Origin of the sequence: Pseudomonas sp. OV546, from assembly GCF_900116845.1 — a bacterium.
In the GTDB taxonomy this organism is placed as follows: Bacteria; Pseudomonadota; Gammaproteobacteria; order Pseudomonadales; family Pseudomonadaceae; genus Aquipseudomonas; species Aquipseudomonas petroselini.
Window position 1 is genome coordinate 124,475 of sequence record NZ_FPCE01000016.1, and the last position, 23,698, is coordinate 148,172.

Sequence of the window (23,698 nt, forward strand, 5' to 3'; positions counted from 1 at the left end):
CGCCTTCGCGCTGACTGAAACCGAATTTTAAGGACCCACAGATAATGGCTATCGAAATCAAAGCCCCGTCATTCCCGGAATCGGTTGCCGATGGCACCGTTGCCACCTGGCACAAGAAACCAGGTGAGGCCGTCAAGCGTGACGACCTGATCGTTGACATCGAGACTGACAAGGTCGTGCTGGAAGTGCTGGCTGAGGCTGACGGCGTGCTGGGCGCAATCGTTGCCGAAGAAGGCGCTACCGTTCTGTCGAACCAGGTACTGGGTTCGATCGAAGAGGGCGGCGCTGCTGCTGCCGCTCCTGCCGCCGCCGCTGCACCGGCTGCTGCTTCGGCGCCTGCTGCCGCTCCGGCTGCTGGCGCTGAAGACCCAATCGCTGCACCGGCTGCCCGTCAACTGGCTGACGAGAACGGCATCAACCTGGCGTCCATCAAGGGCACCGGCAAAGACGGCCGCGTGACCAAGGAAGACGTGGTTGCCGCTGTTGAAGCCAAGAAAAACGCTCCCGCTGCCGCACCTGCCAAGGCTGCTGCCCCGGCTGCCGCTGCACCTGTGTTCGCTGCCGGCGACCGCACCGAGAAGCGCGTTCCGATGACCCGCGTACGTGCCACCGTGGCCAAGCGCCTGGTTGAAGCACAGTCGAACATGGCGATGCTGACCACGTTCAACGAAGTCGACATGACTGAAGTCATGGCCCTGCGTTCGAAGTACAAGGACCTGTTCGAGAAGTCCCACAACGGCGTACGCCTGGGCTTCATGTCGTTCTTCGTGAAAGCGGCCACCGAAGCGCTGAAACGCTTCCCGGCGGTCAACGCTTCCATCGACGGCGGCGACATCGTTTACCATGGCTACGCAGACGTCGGCGTTGCCGTCTCCAGCGACCGTGGCCTGGTGGTTCCGGTCCTGCGTAACGCCGAACTGATGAGCCTGGCTGAAATCGAAGGCGGCATCGCCGGCTTCGGCAAGAAAGCCCGTGACGGCAAGCTGACCATCGACGAGATGACCGGCGGTACCTTCACGATCACTAACGGTGGTACCTTCGGTTCGATGATGTCGACCCCGATCGTCAACCCGCCACAAGCCGCGATCCTGGGCATGCACAACATCATCCAGCGTCCGATGGCCATCAACGGCCAAGTCGTGATCCGCCCAATGATGTACCTGGCACTGTCTTACGATCACCGCCTGATCGATGGTAAAGAAGCCGTGACTTTCCTGGTGACCATCAAGAACCTGCTGGAAGACCCGGCTCGTCTGCTGCTGGACATCTAAAGACGCAGCGGCAAGTTGCGAGCTACAAGCTGTAGGAAAAAGCAGCTTGGCTTGCGGCTTGTCGCTTGAAGCTTGTCGCTGAATAGAGGAACTATTTTCATGTCGCAGAAATTTGACGTTGTAGTGATTGGTGCAGGTCCTGGCGGCTATGTTGCCGCCATCAAGGCCGCACAACTGGGCCTCTCGACTGCTTGCATCGAAAAATACACCGACAAGGAAGGCAAACTGGCACTGGGCGGTACTTGCCTGAACGTTGGTTGCATTCCTTCCAAGGCGCTGCTGGACAGCTCCTGGAAATTCCACGAAGCCCAAGACGGTTTCGCGATCCACGGTATCAACCATGCTGGCGTGACCATGGACGTGCCAGCAATGGTCGGCCGTAAAGCCAACATCGTTAAAGGCCTGACCTCCGGCGTTGCCACCTTGTTCAAGGCCAACGGCGTCACTTCCCTGCAAGGCCACGGCAAGCTGCTGGCCGGCAAGAAAGTTGAAATCACCAAGCCAGACGGTTCGACCGAAATCATCGAAGCCGAAAACGTGATCCTGGCACCAGGCTCGCGTCCAATCGACATTCCACCGGCTCCGGTTGACCAGAACGTGATCGTCGATTCGACCGGCGCCCTGGAATTCCAAGCGGTACCTAAGCGTCTGGGCGTGATCGGCGCTGGCGTGATCGGCCTGGAACTGGGTTCGGTCTGGTCCCGCCTGGGTTCCGAAGTCACCGTGCTGGAAGCCTTGGACACGTTCCTGCTGGCTGCCGACACCGCCGTGTCCAAAGAAGCGCTGAAGACCCTGACCAAACAAGGTCTGGACATCAAGCTGGGCGCTCGCGTGACCGGTTCGAAAGTCAACGGTGAAGAAGTTGTCGTCAACTACACCGACAAGGATGGCGAAAAGACCATCACTTTCGACAAGCTGATCGTAGCCGTGGGTCGCCGTCCAGTGACCACCGACCTGCTGGCGTCGGACAGCGGCGTGAACATCGACGAGCGTGGCTTCATCCACGTTGACGATCACTGCGCTACCACCGTGCCTGGCGTCTACGCCATCGGCGACGTGGTTCGCGGCATGATGCTGGCGCACAAAGCGTCCGAAGAAGGCATCATGGTGGTCGAGCGCATCAAGGGCCACAAAACCCAGATGAACTACGACCTGATCCCGTCGGTTATCTACACCCACCCGGAAATTGCATGGGTCGGCAAGAACGAACAGCAGTTGAAAGCTGAAGGCGTTGAAGTTAACGTCGGCACCTTCCCGTTTGCCGCTTCTGGCCGTGCCATGGCAGCCAACGACACCGGTGGTTTTGTCAAAGTCATCGCTGATGCCAAGACTGACCGCGTATTGGGCGTCCACGTGATTGGCCCAAGCGCTGCAGAACTGGTTCAGCAAGGCGCAATCGGTATGGAGTTCGGCACCAGTGCCGAAGACCTGGGCATGATGGTCTTCTCCCATCCGACCCTGTCCGAAGCGTTGCACGAAGCAGCATTGGCAGTGAATGGCGGCGCCATCCACATCGCCAACAAGAAGAAGCGTTAAGCGAGATAATAAGAAACCACGGCGGAGTTGCCCGTCGTGAGCCTTGCGCGCAAGACTCACCGCGGAATATCCGCTGGACGCAGTCTTGCGCAGCTTTACGGGCCTTGAGCCCCGCAAGCTGCGCAAGCAGCAGTCACAGGTGGCGCGGCACTCATAATGAGCGCAGCGCCGAATGCGCAGTACCTAACGAAGACGGTAAAAAGCATGAATCTTCACGAGTATCAGGGTAAGCAGCTGTTCGCTGAATACGGCCTGCCAGTTTCCAAGGGCTACGCAGTAGACACCCCGGAAGCAGCAGCAGAAGCTTGCGACAAAATCGGCGGCACTGAGTGGGTTGTCAAAGCCCAGGTCCACGCTGGTGGTCGCGGTAAAGCGGGCGGCGTTAAGCTGGTTCGCAGCAAAGAAGACGCCAAGGCCTTCGCACAGCAGTGGCTGGGCAAGCGTCTGGTGACTTACCAGACTGATGCCAATGGCCAGCCAGTCACCAAGATCCTGGTTGAATCGTGCACTGATATCGCTAAAGAGCTGTACCTGGGCGCTGTCGTTGACCGTTCGAGCCGTCGCATCGTGTTCATGGCTTCCACCGAAGGTGGCGTGGACATTGAGAAGATCGCCGAAGAAACCCCAGAAAAAATTCTGAAAGCCACTATCGATCCACTGGTTGGCGCTCAGCCATTCCAGGGTCGCGAGCTGGCTTTCCAGCTGGGTCTGGAAGGCAAGCAAGTTGCCCAGTTCGCCAAGATCTTCGTAGGTCTGGCCAAACTGTTCCAGGATCACGATCTGGCCCTGCTGGAAGTGAACCCGCTGGTGATCAAGGCTGACGGCGATCTGCATTGCCTCGACGCCAAGATCAACATCGACGCCAACGCCATGTACCGTCAGCCTAAGCTGAAGACTTTCCACGATCCGTCGCAAGACGATCCGCGCGAAGCGCACGCTGCCAAGTTCGAACTGAACTACGTAGCCCTGGAAGGTAACATCGGTTGCATGGTCAACGGTGCTGGCCTGGCCATGGGTACCATGGACATCGTCAACCTGCATGGCGGCAAACCAGCCAACTTCCTCGACGTGGGCGGTGGTGCTACCAAAGAACGCGTAACCGAAGCCTTCAAGATCATCCTGTCCGACTCCAACGTCGCTGCAGTACTGGTCAACATCTTCGGCGGCATCGTTCGTTGCGACATGATTGCCGAAGGCATCATCGGTGCAGTGAAAGAAGTTGGCGTTAAAATCCCGGTTGTTGTTCGCCTTGAAGGTAACAACGCTGAACTGGGCGCTAAAGTACTGGCAGAAAGCGGTTTGAACATCATCGCGGCTACCAGCCTGACCGACGCTGCTCAACAAGTTGTCAAAGCTGCGGAGGGCAAATAATGAGCGTCCTGATCAATAAAGACACCAAAGTTATCTGCCAGGGTATTACCGGTTCGCAAGGTAGTTTCCACACCCAGCAAGCCATCGAATACGGCACCAAGATGGTTGGCGGCGTAACGCCGGGCAAAGGCGGCACCGAGCACCTGGGCCTGCCTGTGTTCAACACCGTGAAAGACGCTGTAGCGGCCACTGGCGCCACCGCCAGCGTGATCTACGTTCCAGCTCCTTTCTGCAAGGACTCGATCCTGGAAGCGGCCTTCGGCGGCATCAAGCTGATCGTCTGCATCACCGAAGGCATTCCTACCCTGGACATGCTGGACGCTAAAGTTAAGTGCGACGAGCTGGGCGTAGTCCTGATCGGCCCTAACTGCCCAGGCGTGATCACGCCAGGCGAATGCAAGATCGGCATCATGCCAGGTCACATTCACTTGCCAGGTAAAGTCGGTATCGTTTCCCGTTCCGGCACCCTGACCTACGAAGCTGTTAAGCAGACCACTGACGCCGGTTTCGGTCAGTCGACTTGCGTCGGCATCGGCGGTGACCCGATCCCAGGCTCCAACTTCATCGACATCCTGAAGCTGTTCCAGGAAGACCCGAAGACCGAAGCGATCGTGATGATCGGTGAGATCGGCGGTTCGGCTGAAGAAGAAGCGGCTGCCTACATCAAGGCACACGTGACCAAGCCGGTTGTTTCCTACATCGCTGGTGTGACTGCCCCTGCGGGCAAGCGCATGGGCCATGCGGGCGCAATCATCTCTGGCGGCAAGGGTACTGCAGACGAGAAGTTTGCTGCCCTGGAAGACGCAGGCGTTAAAACCGTGCGTTCGCTGGCAGACATCGGCAAGGCCTTGTCCGAGCTGACCGGTTGGGCTGTCAAGTAAGCCTCGCGCTTTACTGACGCTTCACCAGCAAAGGCCACCTTCGGGTGGCCTTTGTGCTTTCTGAGGTTTAATAAAGATCAAAATGTGGGAGGGGGCTTGCCCCCGATTGCAGTGGGTCAGTTAACAAATACAGTGACTGACACTTCGCCATCGGGGGCAAGCCCCCTCCCACATTTATCTGCATTGCCAGATTAAGTATGAAAATGCGACATAGAGATGTCGCTTATCGGACAGTGCGCCCCGCAACAGTGCGTTTGTCAGCCCAATTCTGTACCCTTGCCGCCTCTTTATGCGCCCGCATCCCAAAAGGAAGCCGCGCGCTAGACCGTTCGGCGCCCATAAGGGCCGGCAGTATTTCCCTCATCCACAGGGAATCCCCCTCTAAATTCCGATTCAGTAGTGTGGTATTTCCTCAAATGAAAGTGTTGAAAAGCCAGGACATCCTGGCGCTGGGCTTTATGACGTTTGCCCTGTTCGTGGGCGCCGGCAACATCATCTTCCCGCCTATCGTGGGTTTGCAGTCCGGGCCTCATGTCTGGATGGCAGCGCTGGGCTTCCTGATCACCGCAGTGGGTTTGCCGGTGGTCACGGTGATCGCCCTGGCCAAGGTCGGTGGCGGTATGGACGCGTTGAGCAGCCCGATCGGCAAGATCGCCGGTGGCCTGCTCGCGGCGGCGGCGTATCTGGCGGTAGGGCCGCTGTTCGCCACCCCGCGTACCGCGACCGTCTCCTTCGAAGTGGGTCTGGCGCCGCTGACCGGCGAAAGCCCGCTGGCGCTGTTCCTCTATAGCTCGGTGTACTTCCTGGTGGTGTTCTTTGTCTCCCTGTACCCAGGTCGTCTGTTGGACACTGTTGGCCGCTTCCTGGCGCCGCTGAAGATCATCGCGCTGGCCATCCTCGGTATCGCGGCGTTCGCCTTGCCGGCCGGTGACGTGGGCGTTGCTACCCCGGAATACGTGGCTGCGCCGTTCTCCCAGGGCTTTATCAATGGTTACCTGACCATGGACACCCTGGGCGCCCTGGTATTCGGCATCGTGATCGTCAATGCCATTCGCTCCCGTGGCGTCGAGTCGCCGAAGCTGATCACCCGCTACGCGATCATTGCCGGGCTGATTGCCGGTGTGGGACTGGCGCTGGTGTATATCAGCCTGTTCCGCCTCGGCTCGGGCAGCCATGCAGTCGCCTCGGGTGCGGCTAACGGTGCCGCCGTGTTGCATGCCTACGTGCAGCACACCTTCGGTTCCCTGGGCAGCGGTTTCCTGGCGGTGTTGATCTCGCTCGCGTGCCTGGTTACCGCCGTGGGCCTCACCTGCGCTTGCGCTGAGTACTTCAGCAAAATCCTGCCGCTGTCCTACAAGACGCTGGTCGTGATCCTGGCTTTGTTCTCGCTGTTCGTGTCGAACCTGGGCCTGACCAAGCTGATTGCGTTCTCGATCCCGGTACTCACCGCGATCTACCCGCCGTGCATCGTGCTGGTGGCGCTGAGCTTCTGCAAAGACTTCTGGCAGGAGCAGGGCCGCATCGTTGGCCCGGTGATGCTGGTGTCGTTCATCTTCGGTTGCATCGACGCGCTCAAGGGCGCGGGCCTGGCGGGCTGGATGCCGTCGCAACTGGCGAACCTGCCGCTGAGCGAACAAGGCCTGGCGTGGTTGGTGCCGTCGGTGATGACGTTGGTCGTGGCGGTGGTGATTGACCGTATGCTCGGCAAGCGTAGCGAAGCGATCGCATAACCCACGTTCGCGCAGTGCTGAAATGCCCCGTATCAATCGATACGGGGCATTTTTTATGGGCATCAGGCAGTGTCTTTTGGCCTGAGCTAGCGTCGAACAGGCTACAGAATCTAAACATTGGAATGCGATCAGTGTGGGAGCGGGCTCCCACCTTCAGACCGTGTTCCGCCACCCGCCACTGTGTAACAGGACCCGCATGTCGTTCGTCGAAACCAATCAGATCCATCTGCTGGCCGCCCTCTGGTTCATCCTCTGCTGGGGCGGCTACACCCGCTACGCCACCTGGAAGGCCCGCGACACGGCCTGCCTGGCCAGTGTGCTGCACCTGTATCGCGAAGACTGGATGCGCCGCATGCTGCTGCGTGACAACCGCATCGCCGACGCCAGCGTGATCGGCAACCTGGAGCGCAACGCCTCGTTCTTCGCCTCCAGTACCTTGATCATCCTGGCCGGTATTCTCACCGTGCTGGGTGCCTCGGAACGCGCGGTGTCGCTGTTGGCCGACATTCCCATGGTGCAGCAGGCTTCCCAAGGCATGTCGGAGATCAAGCTGTTGTGCCTGGCGCTGGTGTTCGTCTATGCGTTCTTCACGTTCAGTTGGTGCATGCGCCAATACAACTTCGCGGCGGTGCTGGTCGGCTCGGCACCGATGATTGGTGAGCGGCATGTGTCGGAGCAGGAGCGCAAGGCGTTTGCACTGCGCGCGGCGCGGGTGATCTCCATGGCCGCCAACCAGTTCAACTTCGGCCTGCGCGCTTATTACTTCGGCATGACCATGCTGGCGTGGTTTGTCAGCCCTTGGTTATTCATGTTGATGAGCAGTGGGGTAGTGTTGGTACTGTACCGTCGGGAATTCCATTCCGACGTACTGCAAGTGATGGTGTATACACAGACGGATACGTCGCCGCCGGAGGCGGTGAAAGAGGCTGTTTAATTAACGCTTCAACTAAAAACAGCAGACAAAGAAAAGCCCGCTATTTAAGCGGGCTTTCTTTTTGCAGCGAAGCTATTTCAAGCCGCGGTCTCAAGAACCGGTGGCAGGTGTAGCAGGTGCTGCTTCTTTTGCGGCGGCTGCGTTCGATTCAGCCTGAGCTTTGGCAGCATCGGCGTTTTCTTTCGCAGCGTCGTTCACTTTATCCTGAGCTTTCGCCATATCTTTCTGAGCTTGCTCAGAATGCGCGGCGGCATCTTGGGCTTTGTCTTCGGATTTTTTATCGCAGGCAGCGAGACCGAGGGCAGCGGCCAACATCATGGAAATAGCTAAAGTCTTGCGCATGGGGTGTTTCTCCTTATTGAAGATATCTACTGGCCTTTCGAGCATGGCCGTTCAGCATTAGTTCCTTTTATTGCGCAGATATATAAACCACGGTCGCCAAGGAACTTTCACGCGTACCACCTGCACGGCATATCCCCACCCATAAGAGTCTGGAGCCCATGACCGAAAATCCTTTGTTAGAGCGTGCGAAGCGTTTTGTATCGGCCTTGCGCCACTGTCAGGTACTGGGTATTGCCGCTTATCAGGCCAGCGAGGAGGGCATCACGCTGGTCATGCCTTATGCGCTGCATTTGGTCGGTGACCCGCGGACCGGAGTGATCCATGGCGGCGCGCTGACCTCGCTGATGGACACCGCCTGCGGCATGGCCACCCTGTGTGTGTTGCCGGAGTTTGAGGTGTGCCCGACCCTGGACCTGCGCATCGACTACATGCATCCCGCCGAGCCGCGCAAGCCTGTATACGGCTTTGCTCAATGCTACCGAGTGACTGCCGACGTGATTTTTACCCGTGGATTCGCCTATCAGGATGACCCGCAGCAGCCCATTGCCCATGTGGTCGGTACCTTCATGCGCATGGGTAAGCGCCTCAAGGGCACACAAGGGTTGAGCAGCACGATCAAAGGAGAGCAGGCATGACGCACCGCTTCAAGACCCGTCTGGAACAAGCCCATGAGCGCGGCGACTACGCGGCGCTGCTCGAGCTGATTCCCTACGCCAAACTGATTGGCATCGAATGCACCCGGCTGGGGGATGAGCTGCTGTTTCGCCTGCCGGCCAGCAAGGACAATATTGGTAACCCTATATTGCCGGCGCTGCACGGCGGGGTGATCGCGGGTTTTATGGAACTGTCGGCGGCGCTGCACCTGCTGGTGTTTACTGGCACACCGGGTATCCCGAAAATCATCGATTTTTCCCTGGATTACCTCCGCGCCGGCCAATTTCGCGACACTTACGCCAAATGCCAGGTGTGGCGCCAAGGCCGACGGGTGGCCAATGTGGCGATTACCGCCTGGCAAAGCACGGCGGCGGAGCCCATCGCCACCGCTCGCGCGCATTTCAAGATCGAGGAACCAAGCCGCCCTTGAAATCCTGGTCTTAGCCCCCAACTTTGATGACAACCCGCCGCCAACCCTTCAGGGCGCGGCCATTGCCATCCAATTGGAGTTTGATGACCATGAGTGTGGAAACTCAAAAGGAAACCCTGGGCTTCCAGACCGAGGTGAAGCAACTGCTGCACCTCATGATCCATTCGCTGTATTCCAACAAGGAAATCTTCCTTCGCGAATTGATCTCGAACGCCTCTGACGCTGTCGACAAATTACGTTTCGAAGCCCTGTCCAAGCCTGAGTTGCTGGAAGGTGGCGCGGAACTGAAAATCCGTGTGAGCTTCGACAAAGACGCCAAGACCGTCACCCTCGAAGACAACGGCATCGGCATGAGCCGCGAAGACGCGATCACCCACCTGGGTACCATCGCCAAATCCGGCACCGCCGATTTCATGAAGAACCTGTCGGGCGACCAGAAAAAAGATTCGCACCTGATCGGCCAATTCGGCGTGGGCTTCTATTCGGCCTTTATCGTCGCTGACAAGGTTGAGGTATTCAGCCGCCGTGCCGGCCTCGACGCCAGCGAAGGCGTGCACTGGTCGTCCAAAGGCGAGGGCGAGTTCGAAATCGCCACCGTCGACAAGGCCGATCGGGGTACCCGTATCGTGCTGCACCTTAAAGACGGTGAAGACGAGTTCGCCGATGGCTGGCGCCTGCGCAACATCGTCAAGAAGTACTCCGACCACATCGCCCTGCCGATCGAACTGCCGAAAGAACAAGCGGCCGCCGAAGGCGAAGAGACGCCTGCCCAGGAATGGGAAGTGGTCAACCGTGCCAGCGCCCTGTGGACCCGTCCGCGTACCGAGATCAAGGACGAGGAATACCAGGAGTTCTACAAGCACATCGGTCATGACTACGAAAACCCGCTGAGCTGGAGCCACAACAAGGTCGAAGGCAAGCTGGAATACAGTTCGCTGCTCTATGTACCGGCCCGTGCTCCGTTCGACCTGTATCAGCGTGAAGCGCCAAAAGGCCTCAAGCTCTACGTACAACGCGTGTTCGTGATGGACCAGGCCGAATCCTTCCTGCCGCTGTACCTGCGCTTTATCAAAGGCGTCGTCGACTCCAATGATTTGTCGCTGAACGTATCGCGGGAAATCCTGCAGAAAGACCCGATCATCGACTCCATGAAGTCGGCGCTGACCAAGCGCGTGCTCGACATGCTGGAAAAACTGGCGAAGAACGAGCCTGAGCAATACAAAGGCTTCTGGAAAAACTTCGGCCAGGTCATGAAAGAAGGCCCGGCGGAAGATTTTGCCAACAAGGAAAAAATCGCCGGCCTGCTGCGTTTTGCCTCCACCCAGGGTGACGATGGCGAGCAGGTGGTGTCCCTGGCCGAGTACCTGGCGCGCGCCAAGGAAGGTCAGGACAAGATCTACTACCTCACCGGCGAAACCTACGCACAGGTCAAGAACAGCCCGCACCTGGAAGTCTTCCGCAAGAAAGGCATCGAAGTGCTGCTGCTGACCGACCGTATCGATGAGTGGCTGATGAGCTATCTCAACGAGTTCGACGGCAAGTCCTTCGTCGACGTGGCCCGTGGTGACTTGGACCTGGGCAACCTGGATTCCGAAGAAGAGAAGAAAGAAGCCGAAGAAGTCGCCAAGTCCAAAGAAGGTCTGGTCGAGCGGATCAAGGCTTCCCTGGGCGATGCCGTCAGCGAAGTGCGGGTTTCCCACCGCCTGACCGATTCCCCGGCGATTTTGGCCATCGGCGAGCAGGACCTGGGCATGCAGATGCGCCAGATCCTTGAAGCCAGCGGTCAGAAGGTGCCGGATTCCAAGCCGATCTTCGAATTCAACCCGGCTCACCCGTTGATCGAGAAACTCGACGGCGAGCAGAGCGAAGAGCGTTTTGGCGACCTGTCGCACATCCTCTTCGACCAGGCGGCCCTGGCCGCTGGTGACAGCCTCAAAGATCCGGCCGCGTATGTGCGCCGACTGAACAAGCTGTTGGTTGAACTGTCGGTTTAACACCGTTGTAGAAAAACCCGCTTCGGCGGGTTTTTTCGTTCTACTGCACCTCAACTGGAGAAAATGATGAGCCAAGTCACTGTGCGTTCCGTGGTCTATCAGATTGATGGCCAGTCCTATGAAAGCCGCCTGGCGTTCGATGCCAGCCACAAGGGTCCGCTGCCGGGCCTGTTAATGGCGCCGAATTGGATGGGGGTGAGTGCGGGTGCCGAAGAGATCGCCAAGCGCGTGGCGAGCAACGGCTATGTGGTGTTGATCGCCGACCTGTACGGGCAGACTGTGCGTCCGTCGAACGGCGATGAAGCCGGTGCGGCGATGATGCCGTTGAAGGATGATCGCGCGTTGCTGAACAAACGCATGCAGGCGGCCTTTGAGCAGCTGCAGGGCCAGACTGAGGCAGCGGTTGATACGTCCAAGCTGGCGACTTTTGGTTTCTGCTTTGGCGGTTGCTGCTCCCTGGAGCTGGCGCGTACCGGTGCACCGCTCAAGGCGGCCATCTCGTTCCACGGTACCCTCGACACGCCTAACCCGGCGGATGCGAAGAACATCAAGGGCTCAGTGCTGGTGCTGCACGGTGCCTCGGACCCCTTGGTGCCGAAAGAGCAACTGCCGGCGTTTGAAGATGAAATGAACGCGGCCGGTGTGGATTGGCAATTGCTGAGCTACGGCGGCGCGGTGCATTCCTTCACCGACCCGGACGCGAGTGTGCCGGGCAAGATGATGTACGACGCGAAGACTGCTGAGCGGGCCTTCCGGTCGATGCATAACTTGTTGGATGAAGTGTTCAAGGGCTAAATCTCTAGCGCTTGTTCGGGCCTCATCGCAGGCAAGCCAGCTCCTACAGTTTGATTTGTGAACACAGTCGAAAGTGGGAGCTGGCTTGCCTGCGATAGCTATCTCACAGGCAACTCAATTCTTTCAGATTCACCCGGCACCGCCGGCCAATCCCCAGCCGCCCAGCGCTGCCTGGCCTGCTCGATCACCGCCGGGTCACTCGCGACAAAATTCCAATTGATCCGCCGTGGCCCATCCAGCGCCGCGCCGCCAATCAAGACCAGGTGACAATCGGTATCGGCAGACAACGTCATCTCCCGTTCGGCCGGCAACACCACCAGGCTGTTCACCTCTAGCGCCTCACCGTCCAACTGAGCCTCGCCCTCCAGCACATACACCGCACGTTCCTCATGCTCATCCGGGATCAGCAGCGTGGTGGCCGTTTGCATTTGCACCTCGGCATACAAGGTGGGCGAAAGCACCGGCACCGGCGATTTGAGGCAAAAACCGTCGCCCGCGATCAAGCGGATCTGCACGCCCAGGTTGTCGCTCACCGGCAGGCTCGCGGCCGGGTGATGACTGTAGTGGCCTGGCCCGGTCTCGTGGTCCTTGGGTGAGGCCAGCCACACTTGCAGCCCATGCAGGCTGAAACCATGGGTCCTGACCGCCTCGGGTGTACGCTCGACGTGGGCAATCGCGCTGCCGGCGGTCATCCAGCTGACGTCGCCCGCCTGCACCACCTGGTCCGAGCCCAAGCTGTCCTTGTGCTGCAATACCCCTTCGAACAGGTACGTCAGCGTGGACAGCCCGATATGCGGATGTTGGCGGATATTCATGCCATCGCTCGGTGCATAGCGGGTGAGCAGCATATGGTCGAAAAACACAAAAGGCCCGACGCTGCGGCATTCCCGTGATGGCAGCGGGCGCAGGATCGGTTGGCCTTCGACGTCTTCGGCGCGAGGGCGAATCACGGTGAGGGTGTTCATGGTGCGTCCCAGTCTGAGCGGGTTGGAGAGTGCTGAGCATAACCCGCTCGACGGGAGGTTGCCGCTATTGGCTGAAGGCGCCTTCCGACAGTTGAGTGTCGATGCTGATTTCGGCAGTGGTCATCAGCTTGTGCACGGGGCAGCGGTCGGCCACGCGGTGCAGCTCATCGCGTTGCTCATCGGTGAGCACACCTTTAAGGGTCAGCTTGACGTTGAGTTTGTATTTGCCCTTCTGCTCCTCGGCGGCGTCGTGGGTGACCTCCACGGTGACACCGGTGAGCGGGATATCTTTCTTCTGGGCGTAGAGCTTGAGGGTCAGGGCCTTGCACGACGCCAGGGCGGCATCGAAGTAGTCATGGGGGGAGGGCGCCGAATCGTCACCGCCCAGGCTTTTGGGCAGGTCGGTAAACAACTCATGGTTGTTGATGTTGACGCTGTGGCGAAAGTTGTCCTGGTTCAGGGTGTTCACGGTAACAGGCATGGCAAACCTCACAGGGGGGCAGGATGAAGGTCATGCAGTTATAGAGCATGCTGGCACTTCAGTGTTCCACGTTTTTTGGGGGATGAACCGCGGCACGCCGCGAAAGGTCTACCCGTATCAGCCCTTATCGAGGTTTTACCGTGCCCTGGACTCGCCTGACTCTTGCCCTGTTGCTCGCCGCCGGCAGCCTTGCCGCGCAGGCCCGCGACTATGCCTACAGCGACGCGCACCTGCATTACGTGGATTTCTTCCAGGAAACGGCGGGCATGGACAAGCTGCTCAAGGCCATGGCCGACAACCGCATCGAGCACGTGATGATTTCCGGCATTCCAGTGGCGAAGAAATGGCACGAAGACGAACCCAAGCGCCCACGCTATTACGCCGGTGACGACGCCGATGCCTACTGGTACAGCGCAACCGATGTGATCGTGGCCGCAGCGGTCAACAAACTGACCCCTGAGCAGCGCCAGCGTTTTCACCCGTTTCTGTCGGGCTTCAACCCCAACGACAAGAACTCCGATGCCCATATCCAGCGCATGCTCGACCTCAACCCTGGGCTGTGGCAGGGCATCGGCGAAGTTTTCACGCGCCATGATGACCTGACGGCTATCACTGCGGGCGACACCCCACGCGCCAATAACGAAGCCATGACCCGCATCTATCACTTGGCGGCGGAGAATGACCTGCCGGTGATGCTGCACTCCAACATCACCTCCAAGCGCGAGCGCAACCCGCTGTACCTGGCGGAAGTGGAGGAGCCGCTGCGCAACCATCCCCACACCCGCTTCATCTGGGCGCATGCCGGCACCAGCAAGGAGATCCACCGCCATCAGGTGCGGATGGACTTTTTGTTGCCCACCTTGAGCCGCATGCTGGAGGCCTATCCGAACCTGTATATCGACCTGTCCTGGAGCATGCTCACGCCGTACTTGCTGGATGATGGGGGTCAGCCGCGCCCGGAGTGGGTAAAGCTGGTAGAGCGCTTTCCAGAGCGCTTCATGCTGGGCTCTGACGTAGTAGGGCGCTTCAACAAGCTGGGTAAGGAAATGCGCCGCTTTGACCCTTTTCTGGATGCCTTACCCGAGGACGTTGCGCAAAAAGTCGCGCGGGACAACTTCTTGGCCATCCTGCCTAAAGCGGCGCGCGAGGGTGTGGCACGTTGATATCGCGTTTTGGTCTTGCGCAAAAGCGCATTAACCTTGCGCCTGTTGGTCCATCGTGACCCCAGGCGTTGGCGCAGAACGAACAGAAACTCATCGACATCAACACGCATAAAAAAGCCCCGAACCAGTCGGGGCTTTTCATGTGATCAACCTGCGGGGTTTATTTACCCTGCCAGCGTTTCAGCACCAAGGTAGCGTTAGTGCCACCAAAGCCGAAGCTGTTGCTCATCACGGTGTCGATTTTTGCGTTTTCAACGGTTTTGGTCAGGATCGGCATATCAGCCACAACCGGATCAATCTCGTCGATGTTGGCCGAACCGGCCATGAAGTTGCCTTCCATCATCAGCAGGCAGTAGATCGCTTCGTGAACGCCAGCGGCGCCCAGGGAGTGACCGGACAGGCTCTTGGTGGAGCTGATGGCCGGAGCCTTGTCGCCGAACACCGCACGCACGCCTTCCATTTCCTTGGCATCGCCGACCGGAGTCGAGGTGCCGTGGGTGTTCAGGTAGTCGATTGGGGTGTCCACGGTGGACATGGCCATCTGCATGCAACGGATGGCGCCTTCACCGCTTGGGGCAACCATGTCGTAGCCATCGGAGGTCGCGCCGTAGCCGACGATTTCCGCGTAGATCTTGGCACCACGGGCCAGAGCGTGTTCCAGCTCCTCGACGACCACCATGCCGCCACCGCCGGCGATGACGAAACCGTCACGCTTGGCGTCGTAGGCGCGGGAGGCTTTTTCCGGGGTTTCGTTGTATTGGGTAGACAGTGCGCCCATGGCGTCGAACAGGAACGACTGGCTCCAATGCTCTTCTTCACCGCCGCCGGCGAACACGATGTCCTGCTTGCCCAGCTGGATCTGCTCAACGGCAGTCCCGATGCAGTGAGCACTGGTGGCGCACGCGGAGGAGATCGAGTAGTTCACGCCCTTGATTGCAAACGGCGTGGCCAGGCAGGCGGAAACGGTGCTGCCCATGGTCCGCGTTACACGGTACGGGCCAACGCGCTTCACGCCTTTTTCGCGCAGGATGTCCAGCGCTTCCATCTGGTTCAGGGTGGATGCGCCGCCGGAACCGGCGATGAGGCCGGTGCGTACGTTCGATACCTGGTCTTCGCTCAGGCCGGAGTCGGCGATTGCGTCTTTCATCGCCAGGTAGGCGTAGGCGGCAGCGTGGCCGACGAAGCGATAGATCTTGCGATCGATCAGCTCTTCGAGGGGCAGGTCGATGGAGCCGGAAACCTGGCTACGCAGACCCATTTCGGCATATTCCGGGTTGAAGCGGATGCCAGGGCGACTTGCACGCAGGTTAGCGGTGACGGTCTCTTTGTCATTGCCCAGGCAAGAAACGATGCCCAGACCAGTGATAACGACGCGGCGCATGCGGATAACCCTTAAAAGTTGTCAGTGGAAGTGAATACGCCGACCCGAAGGCCTTCGGCAGTATAGATCTCGCGACCGTCGACGCTCACCGAACCATCGGCGATGGCCAGGTTCAGCTTGCCCTTGAGGACGCGCTTGATTTGAATGTTATAGGTGACTTTCTTGGCGGTCGGCAGGACCTGGCCAAAGAACTTCACTTCGCCCGAACCCAGGGCACGGCCGCGGCCCGGCAGGCCTTGCCAGCCGAGGAAGAAACCGACCAGCTGCCACATGGCGTCAAGGCCCAGGCAGCCTGGCATCACAGGGTCGCCTTCGAAATGGCAAGCGAAGAACCACAGGTCCGGGGTGATATCCAGCTCGGCGACCAATTCACCTTTGCCGTACTTGCCACCCTCTTCACTGATATGGGTGATGCGATCCACCATCAGCATGTTGGGGGCGGGCAGTTGCGCGTTACCTGGGCCGAACAGCTCACCGCGACTGCAGCGCAGCAGGTCTTCCCGAGTAAAGGCGTTTTGTTTGGTCATGCGAGCTCCTCAATAATCCCATGCGGCAGGGTAGGGCAAATCTTCCCGAACCGAATGAAGCGTTCATGCCTCATGTCGGCAGCCTACACATAGACTATTGCGTTGTAGTGAAAGTCACAGCGGCAAGGTACTGAATGTACACTTGTTCACTGAAATTTTAAACCGGGCCTGTTTATGGGCCCGTTCGGGTGCCTAAGACTGCCGCACTTTCGTCTTTCACGCCAGTCGGAGTTGGCTGATGGCGCGGCGCTATTGCACCCAGCGCTGTAGGATTTGCTGCAAATCCGTGCGTTTGAACGGCTTGGCCAGGTAATCGTTCATTCCCGCCGCCAGACAGGCTTCGCGGTCACCCTGCAAGGCGTTGGCCGTCAGGGCGATGATGGGCAGGTCGGCGCAACCCGGCAGCTGACGAATCTGTCGGGTGGCCTCGTAACCATCGATCAACGGCAGCCGGCAATCCATCAGGATCGCCGTGAAAATCAGGCTCTCGGCGCTGCGGATCGCCTCGGCACCGTCGGTGGCCAGGCTCACTTCAAAGCCCAGGCTGCGCAGCATGGCTTCGACCACCGTACGGTTGACGGGGTTGTCTTCCACCAGCAGCACATGGCGGCCATTGCCGGCGCTGGCTTTGCCGTCGGTATCGGCAGCGACGGCGGGGACGCTGTGCTGGTCGATGGCCAGGGGGATTTCCAGGGTGAACACCGAGCCGCGGCTTTCCTCGCTTTGGGCGCGCAGCGTGCCGCCCATGCGTTCAGCCAGGGTACGGGCGATGGGCAGGCCCAGCCCGGTGCCGCCGTAACGTCTTGAAATGGAACTGTCGGCCTGCTGGAACGCATCGAACATCAATTCCAGGCGGTCGGCGGAAATCCCGATGCCGCTGTCACGCACGGTGCAGGTGAACCACACCAGGTCATGGTCGAGGGTTTGCCAGTGCGGCTCGACGCTGACGCTGCCGTTCTCGGTGAACTTCAATGCATTGCCGATCAGGTTCACCAGGATCTGGCGGATCCGCGTCGGGTCACCCTGCACCCGCAAGGCGTCCATTCCTTGCGGAATCGACAGCTGCAGCGCCAGCCCACGCTGCTGGGCGCTGTGCTGGAACGCCTGGGCGCAGCTGTTGATCAGGTCTGCCAGGTTGAACGGAATATGCTCCAGTTCCAGCGCGGCGCGCTCGATACGCGAGAAGTCGAGGATGTCGTTGATGACCTTGAGCAAGTGTTCGGTGGATTCGGAGGCGAGCGCCGCGTATTCGCTCTGCTCCTCGGTCATCTCGGTGGTTTCCATTAACTGCAACATGCCGAGCACGCCGTTCATGGGCGTGCGCAGCTCATGACTCATCATCGCCAGGAAATCCGACTTGGCGTTGTTGGCGCGCTCGGCCTCTTCGCGGGTCTGGATCAACTGGGCCATGGCCTGTTGCTGCTCGCGACTGGCCTGGTTGAGGCCTTCGGCGAGGTTGTTGATATGCCGCGACAGGTCGCCCAGCTCCGAGTCATCCACGATGGGCAGTGGCGTCTTGTAGTCGCCCTGCTGGATGGCCTTGACCGCGTTGCCCATGGCACTGATCGGCTGTGACAGGCTGGCGGCCAGGCGCCGGGCGAGCAGGAAGGTGAACAACAGGGCGAACAGCGCCAGGATGCCGGCCTTGAACAGGATCTCCTGCTGACGCTGGCTGAACGCATCGTTGGACATGCCGACGATCACCCGGCCCAGGTAGTCCGCACGCGGTGCCTTGGATTCGTTGAGGTTGTCCTGGAAAAAGTCATTGCCCAACTGGATGTGTTGCAGGCGGATCGGTGCCTGGAAGACTTTTACCGACAGCGAGCGGTCGTGCTTTTCCGACGGTTGTTCGACATACACCAGGATGTTTTCGCTGCTGTCCTGGATCTCCAGGAAGCGCACATGGGGCGTGGCCAATGTGGCGCGCAACAGGCTGTCGAGCACATCGTTGTTGCCGGATATCACCCCGTACTCGGTGGCGGGCGCCAGTTGGTTGGCGATCAGTTGGCCGGTGTGGTCCAGTTCCTGGCGCAGGTCCTGGATACGCACGAAGGTGAAGAAGCTGATCAACAGCAACGTCAGCAACAGCGCCGGTCCCAGGGTGATGAGCTGGGTGCGGGTGTTGATGTCCCAACGACGACGCAAGGTCATGGGCGTTTTTCTCCTTCGGCCAATCGCAGGGCGACGTTGGCTTCGTCTACCTGTTCGATCCCCAATGAGCGCGCAACCTGCGGGTTGCCCACGACTTTGAAATGTTCCGGGTACAGCGAGTGCGGCCAGTTCGTCGGCGCAAGGTCCAGCAGGCGGTCGAGTACCGCCAGCCAGTCGGTCTGGTCGCTGTAGGTGCTGGCCAGGCTGCCTGCGCGTACAAATCCGGCATTCGGCCCCACCAGCGGTAATTGCTGGGCGTAGCTGCTCAGCAGCAGGTTCTTCGCGGTTTTCGGGTTGTACAGCTGCGGGTCATCGAGGCCGAGCAGCACGTCACTGTTCCTGAACAAGGTTTGCAGTGGCCGGCTGTCGCTGGTGTTGTCCCAGCGCTGCGGCACGATCTCCAGGCCGAGGGGCTTGGCGTGCTGGCGCAGTTCGGGCAGGAGGAATTCACTGTCGGCACTGTAGAGCACGCCGATGCGCCGCGCTTGGGGCAGGATGGCGGCGATCAACCGCAGTTGGCGCTCCTGCGCAGGGTCGCTCCACAATAAGCTGATGCGTGGGTGCTGCGTTGTGCCCAGGCGTTGGTGCGCCTGCAGCCGACTGATGCGCAGTACCAGGGTCGGCGGCCCTTGGGTGTCTTGCAGGCGCCAGTCGAGGCCGGGCAGGTCCAGCAGGATCAAGCGCGTGCTCGCAGGCAGGCGGCTGGGCGCCGGCAAGTCGTTGAGGGGCGTGAAGGTGACGTGGTCTTCGGGGCGTTGCTGGGCCAGGGCCTGGGCAAAAGCCTGCACGCCTGCGCCGTCTTCGGCGGCGGTCAGCAGGATGTCGGCGCTCCAGGCCGGCGCGGCCCATAGCAGGCAGGCCAGCAGCACAGCGCGGCGCCAGAGCGAAGTGATAAATAAGCAGGTCATCCGTGACGAGTCGCCCATGTCAGAACTCTAACTCCGCGCTGAAGTAGAGCACATGGCGATGGTCATAATTGTTATCGGCCCACGTAGTGGGCTGGTTATCGAGGCGTTGTTGCAACATGCCGGCCAGCTCCACGTTGGCTTTGCCCAGGGCAATGCGCTTGGCCACCCGCAGGTCGACCCGTTCGAAGCGATATTGGTTGAGTGCGTCATCGCCGTAGTAGAACAGCGCACTGGACCAGCCCTGGCCCCATTCGCGCAACCAGCCGGCGGAACCACTGTTACGAGCGGTTTGCGCTTTGTCCAAAGGGTTACTGGTAGTGGCGTCGACATAAGCATAGGTGAGCCGCAGGCGGTCGGCATTGCTGACGCGCCAGTCGAACTGCGATTCGGCGCCGGTAAACCGCGAGCTGTTGGCGTTGCTGGCGATGTACTGGTTATTGCGCAGCGGCGAACTGATCATGTCGGTGATTTCGTCGTAGAACAGTTTCACGTCCATGTTCAGCCCGATGTCGGCAAAGAAACCGTTGTACCCCAGTTCCCGTGACTTCATCAGCTCTTTATCGAGGTTGCCCGGGCCACGGGTCTTTACGAAGTATTGCCCGGTGGTCTGCCCATAGGCGGGTGAGCTGAGGTTGGTGACGCGGTAGCTCCAGTTGACGTTGTTCTCAAACATGTCCGGCGAGCGGATGGCCTCGGAATACACCGCGCGCAGGCCGTGGCGCGGGTTGATCAGGTAGTTGACCGCCACTCGCGGTGTCAGCGAGTTGCCGCTCAGGTGGGTGTCCTCATACATCGCGCCGCCTTGCAGCAGCCAGTGTTCGCTGGCGCGCCATTCCATCTGGCCGAACAAACGCCAGGTGGTGTCGTCCAGGGTGCCATTGAAATAGGTGTCGGAGTCGGCGCGGTCATAGCGGTAGTTCATGCCGCTGACCAGACGCAGGCTGTCGGACAGGCTGAGGGTGTCTTGAATCTCCAGGTCGTAGCGGCTTTCGCGGGTGCTCTGGTCGATGTCACCGCACACGCTCTGGTTGGCGCCGTTGCGCCATTGGTTCAGTACCTGGTTGGCCAGGGCCTGCTCGGCGGCGCTGCCCGGTGGCGCGCTGCCCTGGCTGTAGGTGTCCATATGCCGGGCGAGCAGTTCGGCGTAGTTGGGGTTCAACTGCCACAACTGGGTCAGCTCAGGGCTGAACGAGACCTTGGCATCACAGGCCTTCCAGATTTGCCGGCGGTCCCATTGCTGGGCCGAGCCCTGGATATACAGGCTGTGGTCAGGGTTGAAGTCGACATTCCAACGCAGGGAGCCGGCGTAGTCCTTGGCCGTGACGTCGGAATTGTTGCCGCCTTCGGTAATCCCGGCAAATACCGGACTGTAGGTATAAGGACGCTGGTTGGTGCTTTCCTTCGCATCCAGTTGCCAGTCGAGGCTTTGTTGGGTGTTCAGCATCTGGCTGACCGCCAGGCTGAAGCGGTTGAGGCGGCGGCCGTCACGGCGGTCGGCGCCCGCGGCATCGCTGTCGAAGCCGTCGTCCTGTTGCCCGGAGAGGGACAGGCGCAAGTCGCCGGTTTCCCAGCCCACGCCCTGGCTGGCATAGAAATCATTGATGCCGCGTTCGCCACGCACCACCTTGACCCGCGTACCGTGGCTGTTGGCCGGTGAGCGCGTAAGAATGTTCACCACCGCCATCAAGGCATTGGCGCCGTAGCTGACGGTGTTGGGGCCGCGGAAGACTTCGATGCGCTCGATATCTTCCATGGCCACCGGAATGTCACTCCAGTCCACAGTGGCCAGGCCTGCGCGGTACACCGAGCGGCCGTCGATCAACACCTGCATGCGCCGCGCGTCGCTGGCACTGGTGCCGTGGTAGTTCACCGCCGCCTGGTTGCCGGTGGTGTAGCCGACCATCATCCCCGGTACCAGGCGCAGCAACTCACTGATGTCCCGCGCACCGCTGGCCTTGATCAGCTCGCTGTCGATCACGGTCATGCTGCCGGGCACGGCGGCGGCCGATTGCTTGAGGCGCGTGGCGGTCAGCACTTGCGGCAGCGGTTGGCTGTCGAGGAACAGGTCGTCGGCCAGCACCGGTGCGCTGCACAACAACATCAACCATAGGGATGAACGAGGAGGAGGGCCCAAATACACGGCGCAGCCTTGATAATTACGGATAGCCGCCCATGTTAACTGAGGTGGGGCCTTTTGCCAGTCGCCCGACTTGCAATTACTTCATGTAAGCGTGGCGTTTTCCGACAAACGCACGAATTGCTAGGGGGGCTGGCCGCAAGCGGGTCGGCCCGTATAATGCCGCCATCGCCACTGGTATGGATTAACGGATTGCATATGACTGAACAGCGCCCTATCGCGGTCCTGGGAGGCGGAAGTTTTGGTACCGCCGTGGCTAACCTGCTGGCCGAGAACGGTCACGCTGTGCGCCAATGGATGCGCGATCCCGAGCAGGCCGAGGCCATTCGGGTGCACCGGGAAAATCCGCGTTACCTCAAAGGCATCAAGATTCATCCGGCAGTCGAGCCTGTTACCGACCTGCTGGAAACCCTTACGGCCTGTGATCTGTGCTTCGTCGCGCTGCCGTCCAGCGCGTTGCGCTCGGTGCTGGCGCCCCACGCCGAACGCCTGGCGGGCAAGCTGCTGGTCAGCCTGACCAAGGGCATCGAGGCGCAGACCTTCAAACTGATGAGCGAAATCCTCGAAGAGATCGCGCCCCAGGCGCGCATTGGCGTGCTGTCCGGGCCCAACCTGGCACGCGAAGTCGCCGAGCACGCGCTGACCGCCACGGTGGTCGCCAGTGAAGACGAAGAGCTGTGCGAGCGCGTCCAGGCCGTGCTGCATGGCCGTACCTTCCGCGTCTACGCCAGCAGCGACCGCTTTGGCGTCGAGTTGGGCGGTGCGCTGAAAAACGTCTACGCGATCATTGCCGGCATGGCCGTGGCGCTGGGCATGGGCGAAAACACCAAAAGCATGCTGATCACCCGCGCCTTGGCGGAGATGACCCGCTTTGCGGTGAACCAGGGCGCCAACCCGATGACCTTCCTGGGTCTGGCGGGCGTGGGCGACTTGATCGTCACCTGCTCCTCGCCGAAAAGCCGCAACTATCAGGTCGGCTTTGCCCTCGGCCAGGGCCTGAGCCTGGAAGACGCGGTCACGCGCCTGGGCGAAGTGGCCGAAGGCGTCAACACCCTCAAGGTGCTCAAGGCCAAGGCCCAGGAAGTCGGGGTGTACATGCCGCTGGTCGCCGGGTTGCACGCGATCCTGTTTGAAGGGCGCACCTTGAACCAAGTCATCGAGCTGCTGATGCGCGCCGAGCCGAAAACCGATGTCGACTTTATTTCCACCAGTGGTTTCAACTGAGGAACGCGTCATGAACGATCCGAAAGCAGCCCCCAAGTACGAGTCCATTGCCCTGCGCATCCTTTGGATGCTGGTGTTTGCCCTAGTGTGGCAGGTGGCGCAGTTCCTGCTCGGCGCGCTGGTGGTGGTGCAGTTGGTTTACAGATTGATCTATGGCGCACCGAACCTGGGGCTGATGAACTTCGGCGACAGCCTCAGCCAGTTCCTCGCACAGATCGGCCGTTTCGGCAGCTTCCACTCCGAACAGAAACCGTGGCCGTTCGCCGACTGGCCGACCCCGCGCGCGCCGGAGGGCGAAGCTGCCCACAGCGTGCCGCCGGCGCCGCACCCGGTCCGTGACGAAGAGCCGAAGCTATGAAGGTGTGGATACTGCGCCACGGTGAGGCCGAAGGGCATGCGCGCACCGATGCCGAGCGCAACCTCACCGAGCATGGCCGCGCCGAAGTATTGCGCAGTGCTGCGCAGCTGATGGGCCAGCCCCTCAGCGCGATCATCGCCAGCCCCTATGTGCGGGCGCAGCAGACCGCGCAACTGGTGCGCGAGGTGCTGGGGTTCGAACCGGAGGTTCGCACGGTGCCGTGGCTCACCCCCGAGGGCAACCCGCTGCAGGTGCTGGACAAGCTCGACACCGATGACAACGTGCTGCTGGTCAGCCACCAGCCGCTGGTGGGCAACCTGATCAGCTTTTTGCAGCATGGCCATCAGCGTCAGCCACAGCCGATGCACACCGCCAGCCTGGCGGAACTGGAGGGGGATTTCCCGCTGGCGGGGCTGATGAGCCTGGTGAGCGTAAAAAACCCTTAGGCTGGATCGCGGCTTTGTG

At 60.2% G+C, this 23,698-nt stretch carries 22 protein-coding genes; 14 read left to right on the plus strand and 8 right to left on the minus strand.

All coding sequences use genetic code 11. The features are described from left to right. The first annotated feature begins 44 nt into the window (after nt 1-44). The 6 genes from odhB (at nt 45) to BM403_RS27640 (ending at nt 7,723) form a co-directional block, all read left to right on the plus strand. On the plus strand, nt 45-1,271 hold the full coding sequence (odhB, locus tag BM403_RS27615; protein WP_012723090.1) for a 2-oxoglutarate dehydrogenase complex dihydrolipoyllysine-residue succinyltransferase: 1,227 nt from the start codon (nt 45-47) through the stop codon (nt 1,269-1,271). A gap of 99 nt (nt 1,272-1,370) precedes the next feature. Then, the gene (gene lpdA, locus BM403_RS27620) at nt 1,371-2,807 is read left to right on the plus strand and encodes a dihydrolipoyl dehydrogenase (protein WP_012723091.1); all 1,437 of its coding nucleotides are present in this window, start codon (nt 1,371-1,373) and stop codon (nt 2,805-2,807) included. A gap of 204 nt (nt 2,808-3,011) precedes the next feature. Further along, nucleotides 3,012-4,178 (plus strand): ADP-forming succinate--CoA ligase subunit beta, encoded by a 1,167-nt coding sequence (gene sucC / locus BM403_RS27625; RefSeq protein ID WP_003210567.1) that lies wholly within the window; start codon nt 3,012-3,014, stop codon nt 4,176-4,178. Further along, the gene (gene sucD, locus BM403_RS27630) at nt 4,178-5,059 is read left to right on the plus strand and encodes a succinate--CoA ligase subunit alpha (RefSeq protein ID WP_003210566.1); all 882 of its coding nucleotides are present in this window, start codon (nt 4,178-4,180) and stop codon (nt 5,057-5,059) included. Before sucC ends, sucD begins: the two co-directional genes overlap by 1 nt. A gap of 416 nt (nt 5,060-5,475) precedes the next feature. Then, nucleotides 5,476-6,789, plus strand: coding sequence for a branched-chain amino acid transport system II carrier protein (gene brnQ / locus BM403_RS27635; protein ID WP_046033847.1), 1,314 nt, complete (start codon nt 5,476-5,478; stop codon nt 6,787-6,789). 196 nt (nt 6,790-6,985) lie between these two features. Next, nucleotides 6,986-7,723, plus strand: a complete 738-nt coding sequence (locus BM403_RS27640) for a DUF599 domain-containing protein (RefSeq protein ID WP_012723094.1) — start codon at nt 6,986-6,988, stop codon at nt 7,721-7,723. A 90-nt stretch (nt 7,724-7,813) separates the two neighbouring features. Here the strand turns inward: BM403_RS27640 and BM403_RS27645 are convergent, their stop codons facing one another. After that, complete coding sequence (locus BM403_RS27645) at nt 7,814-8,065, minus strand: hypothetical protein (protein WP_012723095.1); 252 nt, start codon at nt 8,063-8,065, stop codon at nt 7,814-7,816. Between the two features lie 158 nt (nt 8,066-8,223). Between BM403_RS27645 and BM403_RS27650 the strand changes: the two genes are divergently transcribed. The 4 genes from BM403_RS27650 to BM403_RS27665 all read left to right on the plus strand — a co-directional run bounded on the left by BM403_RS27650 (nt 8,224) and on the right by BM403_RS27665 (nt 11,938). Further along, the gene (locus tag BM403_RS27650) at nt 8,224-8,700 is read left to right on the plus strand and encodes a PaaI family thioesterase (protein ID WP_064052884.1); all 477 of its coding nucleotides are present in this window, start codon (nt 8,224-8,226) and stop codon (nt 8,698-8,700) included. Then, nucleotides 8,697-9,149 (plus strand): PaaI family thioesterase, encoded by a 453-nt coding sequence (locus BM403_RS27655; RefSeq protein WP_046033845.1) that lies wholly within the window; start codon nt 8,697-8,699, stop codon nt 9,147-9,149. Before BM403_RS27650 ends, BM403_RS27655 begins: the two co-directional genes overlap by 4 nt. Nucleotides 9,150-9,238: 89 nt before the next feature. Then, complete coding sequence (gene htpG, locus BM403_RS27660) at nt 9,239-11,143, plus strand: molecular chaperone HtpG (RefSeq protein ID WP_043205029.1); 1,905 nt, start codon at nt 9,239-9,241, stop codon at nt 11,141-11,143. A gap of 66 nt (nt 11,144-11,209) precedes the next feature. Continuing rightward, the gene (locus BM403_RS27665; protein ID WP_093546154.1) at nt 11,210-11,938 is read left to right on the plus strand and encodes a dienelactone hydrolase family protein; all 729 of its coding nucleotides are present in this window, start codon (nt 11,210-11,212) and stop codon (nt 11,936-11,938) included. A gap of 98 nt (nt 11,939-12,036) precedes the next feature. Here BM403_RS27665 and BM403_RS27670 read toward each other — a convergent pair whose 3' ends face one another. Further along, entirely contained in the window at nt 12,037-12,903 is an 867-nt protein-coding gene (locus tag BM403_RS27670) for a pirin family protein (RefSeq protein WP_093546156.1), read from the minus strand. Between the two features lie 64 nt (nt 12,904-12,967). Beyond that, complete coding sequence (locus BM403_RS27675; protein WP_012723101.1) at nt 12,968-13,384, minus strand: OsmC family protein; 417 nt, start codon at nt 13,382-13,384, stop codon at nt 12,968-12,970. A gap of 140 nt (nt 13,385-13,524) precedes the next feature. Here BM403_RS27675 and BM403_RS27680 point away from each other — a divergent pair, with 140 nt between their 5' ends. Then, the gene (locus tag BM403_RS27680) at nt 13,525-14,547 is read left to right on the plus strand and encodes an amidohydrolase family protein (RefSeq protein ID WP_012723102.1); all 1,023 of its coding nucleotides are present in this window, start codon (nt 13,525-13,527) and stop codon (nt 14,545-14,547) included. 160 nt (nt 14,548-14,707) lie between these two features. Here the strand turns inward: BM403_RS27680 and fabB are convergent, their stop codons facing one another. From fabB to BM403_RS27705, 5 genes are all read right to left on the minus strand, one after another. Continuing rightward, entirely contained in the window at nt 14,708-15,928 is a 1,221-nt protein-coding gene (gene fabB, locus BM403_RS27685; RefSeq protein ID WP_012723103.1) for a beta-ketoacyl-ACP synthase I, read from the minus strand. 11 nt (nt 15,929-15,939) lie between these two features. Beyond that, the gene (gene fabA, locus BM403_RS27690; RefSeq protein WP_010211704.1) at nt 15,940-16,455 is read right to left on the minus strand and encodes a 3-hydroxyacyl-[acyl-carrier-protein] dehydratase FabA; all 516 of its coding nucleotides are present in this window, start codon (nt 16,453-16,455) and stop codon (nt 15,940-15,942) included. A 249-nt stretch (nt 16,456-16,704) separates the two neighbouring features. Then, nucleotides 16,705-18,606 (minus strand): ATP-binding protein, encoded by a 1,902-nt coding sequence (locus BM403_RS27695; RefSeq protein WP_012723104.1) that lies wholly within the window; start codon nt 18,604-18,606, stop codon nt 16,705-16,707. Continuing rightward, nucleotides 18,603-19,532, minus strand: coding sequence for an ABC transporter substrate-binding protein (locus tag BM403_RS27700; protein WP_043205034.1), 930 nt, complete (start codon nt 19,530-19,532; stop codon nt 18,603-18,605). The genes BM403_RS27695 and BM403_RS27700 overlap by 4 nt, the downstream gene beginning before the upstream one ends. A 1-nt stretch (nt 19,533) precedes the next feature. After that, nucleotides 19,534-21,654 (minus strand): TonB-dependent receptor plug domain-containing protein, encoded by a 2,121-nt coding sequence (locus tag BM403_RS27705; RefSeq protein ID WP_371914033.1) that lies wholly within the window; start codon nt 21,652-21,654, stop codon nt 19,534-19,536. 195 nt (nt 21,655-21,849) lie between these two features. On the opposite strand from BM403_RS27705, the gene BM403_RS27710 reads away from it, so the two are divergent. From BM403_RS27710 to sixA, 3 genes are read left to right on the plus strand one after another with little or no spacing between them, the layout of a single operon-like run. Further along, nucleotides 21,850-22,875, plus strand: a complete 1,026-nt coding sequence (locus tag BM403_RS27710) for an NAD(P)H-dependent glycerol-3-phosphate dehydrogenase (RefSeq protein WP_012723107.1) — start codon at nt 21,850-21,852, stop codon at nt 22,873-22,875. Nucleotides 22,876-22,885: 10 nt separating this feature from the next. Beyond that, the gene (locus BM403_RS27715) at nt 22,886-23,233 is read left to right on the plus strand and encodes a DUF4389 domain-containing protein (RefSeq protein ID WP_012723108.1); all 348 of its coding nucleotides are present in this window, start codon (nt 22,886-22,888) and stop codon (nt 23,231-23,233) included. Beyond that, a complete protein-coding gene (gene sixA, locus BM403_RS27720; protein WP_046033841.1) occupies nt 23,230-23,679 on the plus strand; it encodes a phosphohistidine phosphatase SixA in 450 nt (149 codons plus the stop codon). The genes BM403_RS27715 and sixA overlap by 4 nt, the downstream gene beginning before the upstream one ends. Nucleotides 23,680-23,698 lie beyond the last annotated feature (19 nt).

Coding starts and splice junctions, on each gene's coding strand:
- BM403_RS27665 (WP_093546154.1), top strand. CDS start 11,210: ATGAGCCAAGTCACTGTGCGTTCCGTGGTCTATCAGATTGATGGCCAG.
- BM403_RS27715 (WP_012723108.1), top strand. CDS start 22,886: ATGAACGATCCGAAAGCAGCCCCCAAGTACGAGTCCATTGCCCTGCGC.
- BM403_RS27640 (WP_012723094.1), top strand. CDS start 6,986: ATGTCGTTCGTCGAAACCAATCAGATCCATCTGCTGGCCGCCCTCTGG.
- BM403_RS27700 (WP_043205034.1), bottom strand. CDS start 19,532: ATGGGCGACTCGTCACGGATGACCTGCTTATTTATCACTTCGCTCTGG.
- BM403_RS27670 (WP_093546156.1), bottom strand. CDS start 12,903: ATGAACACCCTCACCGTGATTCGCCCTCGCGCCGAAGACGTCGAAGGC.
- BM403_RS27655 (WP_046033845.1), top strand. CDS start 8,697: ATGACGCACCGCTTCAAGACCCGTCTGGAACAAGCCCATGAGCGCGGC.
- BM403_RS27650 (WP_064052884.1), top strand. CDS start 8,224: ATGACCGAAAATCCTTTGTTAGAGCGTGCGAAGCGTTTTGTATCGGCC.
- fabA (WP_010211704.1), bottom strand. CDS start 16,455: ATGACCAAACAAAACGCCTTTACTCGGGAAGACCTGCTGCGCTGCAGT.
- odhB (WP_012723090.1), top strand. CDS start 45: ATGGCTATCGAAATCAAAGCCCCGTCATTCCCGGAATCGGTTGCCGAT.
- lpdA (WP_012723091.1), top strand. CDS start 1,371: ATGTCGCAGAAATTTGACGTTGTAGTGATTGGTGCAGGTCCTGGCGGC.
- htpG (WP_043205029.1), top strand. CDS start 9,239: ATGAGTGTGGAAACTCAAAAGGAAACCCTGGGCTTCCAGACCGAGGTG.
- sucD (WP_003210566.1), top strand. CDS start 4,178: ATGAGCGTCCTGATCAATAAAGACACCAAAGTTATCTGCCAGGGTATT.
- fabB (WP_012723103.1), bottom strand. CDS start 15,928: ATGCGCCGCGTCGTTATCACTGGTCTGGGCATCGTTTCTTGCCTGGGC.
- BM403_RS27675 (WP_012723101.1), bottom strand. CDS start 13,384: ATGCCTGTTACCGTGAACACCCTGAACCAGGACAACTTTCGCCACAGC.
- BM403_RS27695 (WP_012723104.1), bottom strand. CDS start 18,606: ATGACCTTGCGTCGTCGTTGGGACATCAACACCCGCACCCAGCTCATC.
- sucC (WP_003210567.1), top strand. CDS start 3,012: ATGAATCTTCACGAGTATCAGGGTAAGCAGCTGTTCGCTGAATACGGC.
- brnQ (WP_046033847.1), top strand. CDS start 5,476: ATGAAAGTGTTGAAAAGCCAGGACATCCTGGCGCTGGGCTTTATGACG.
- sixA (WP_046033841.1), top strand. CDS start 23,230: ATGAAGGTGTGGATACTGCGCCACGGTGAGGCCGAAGGGCATGCGCGC.
- BM403_RS27710 (WP_012723107.1), top strand. CDS start 21,850: ATGACTGAACAGCGCCCTATCGCGGTCCTGGGAGGCGGAAGTTTTGGT.
- BM403_RS27645 (WP_012723095.1), bottom strand. CDS start 8,065: ATGCGCAAGACTTTAGCTATTTCCATGATGTTGGCCGCTGCCCTCGGT.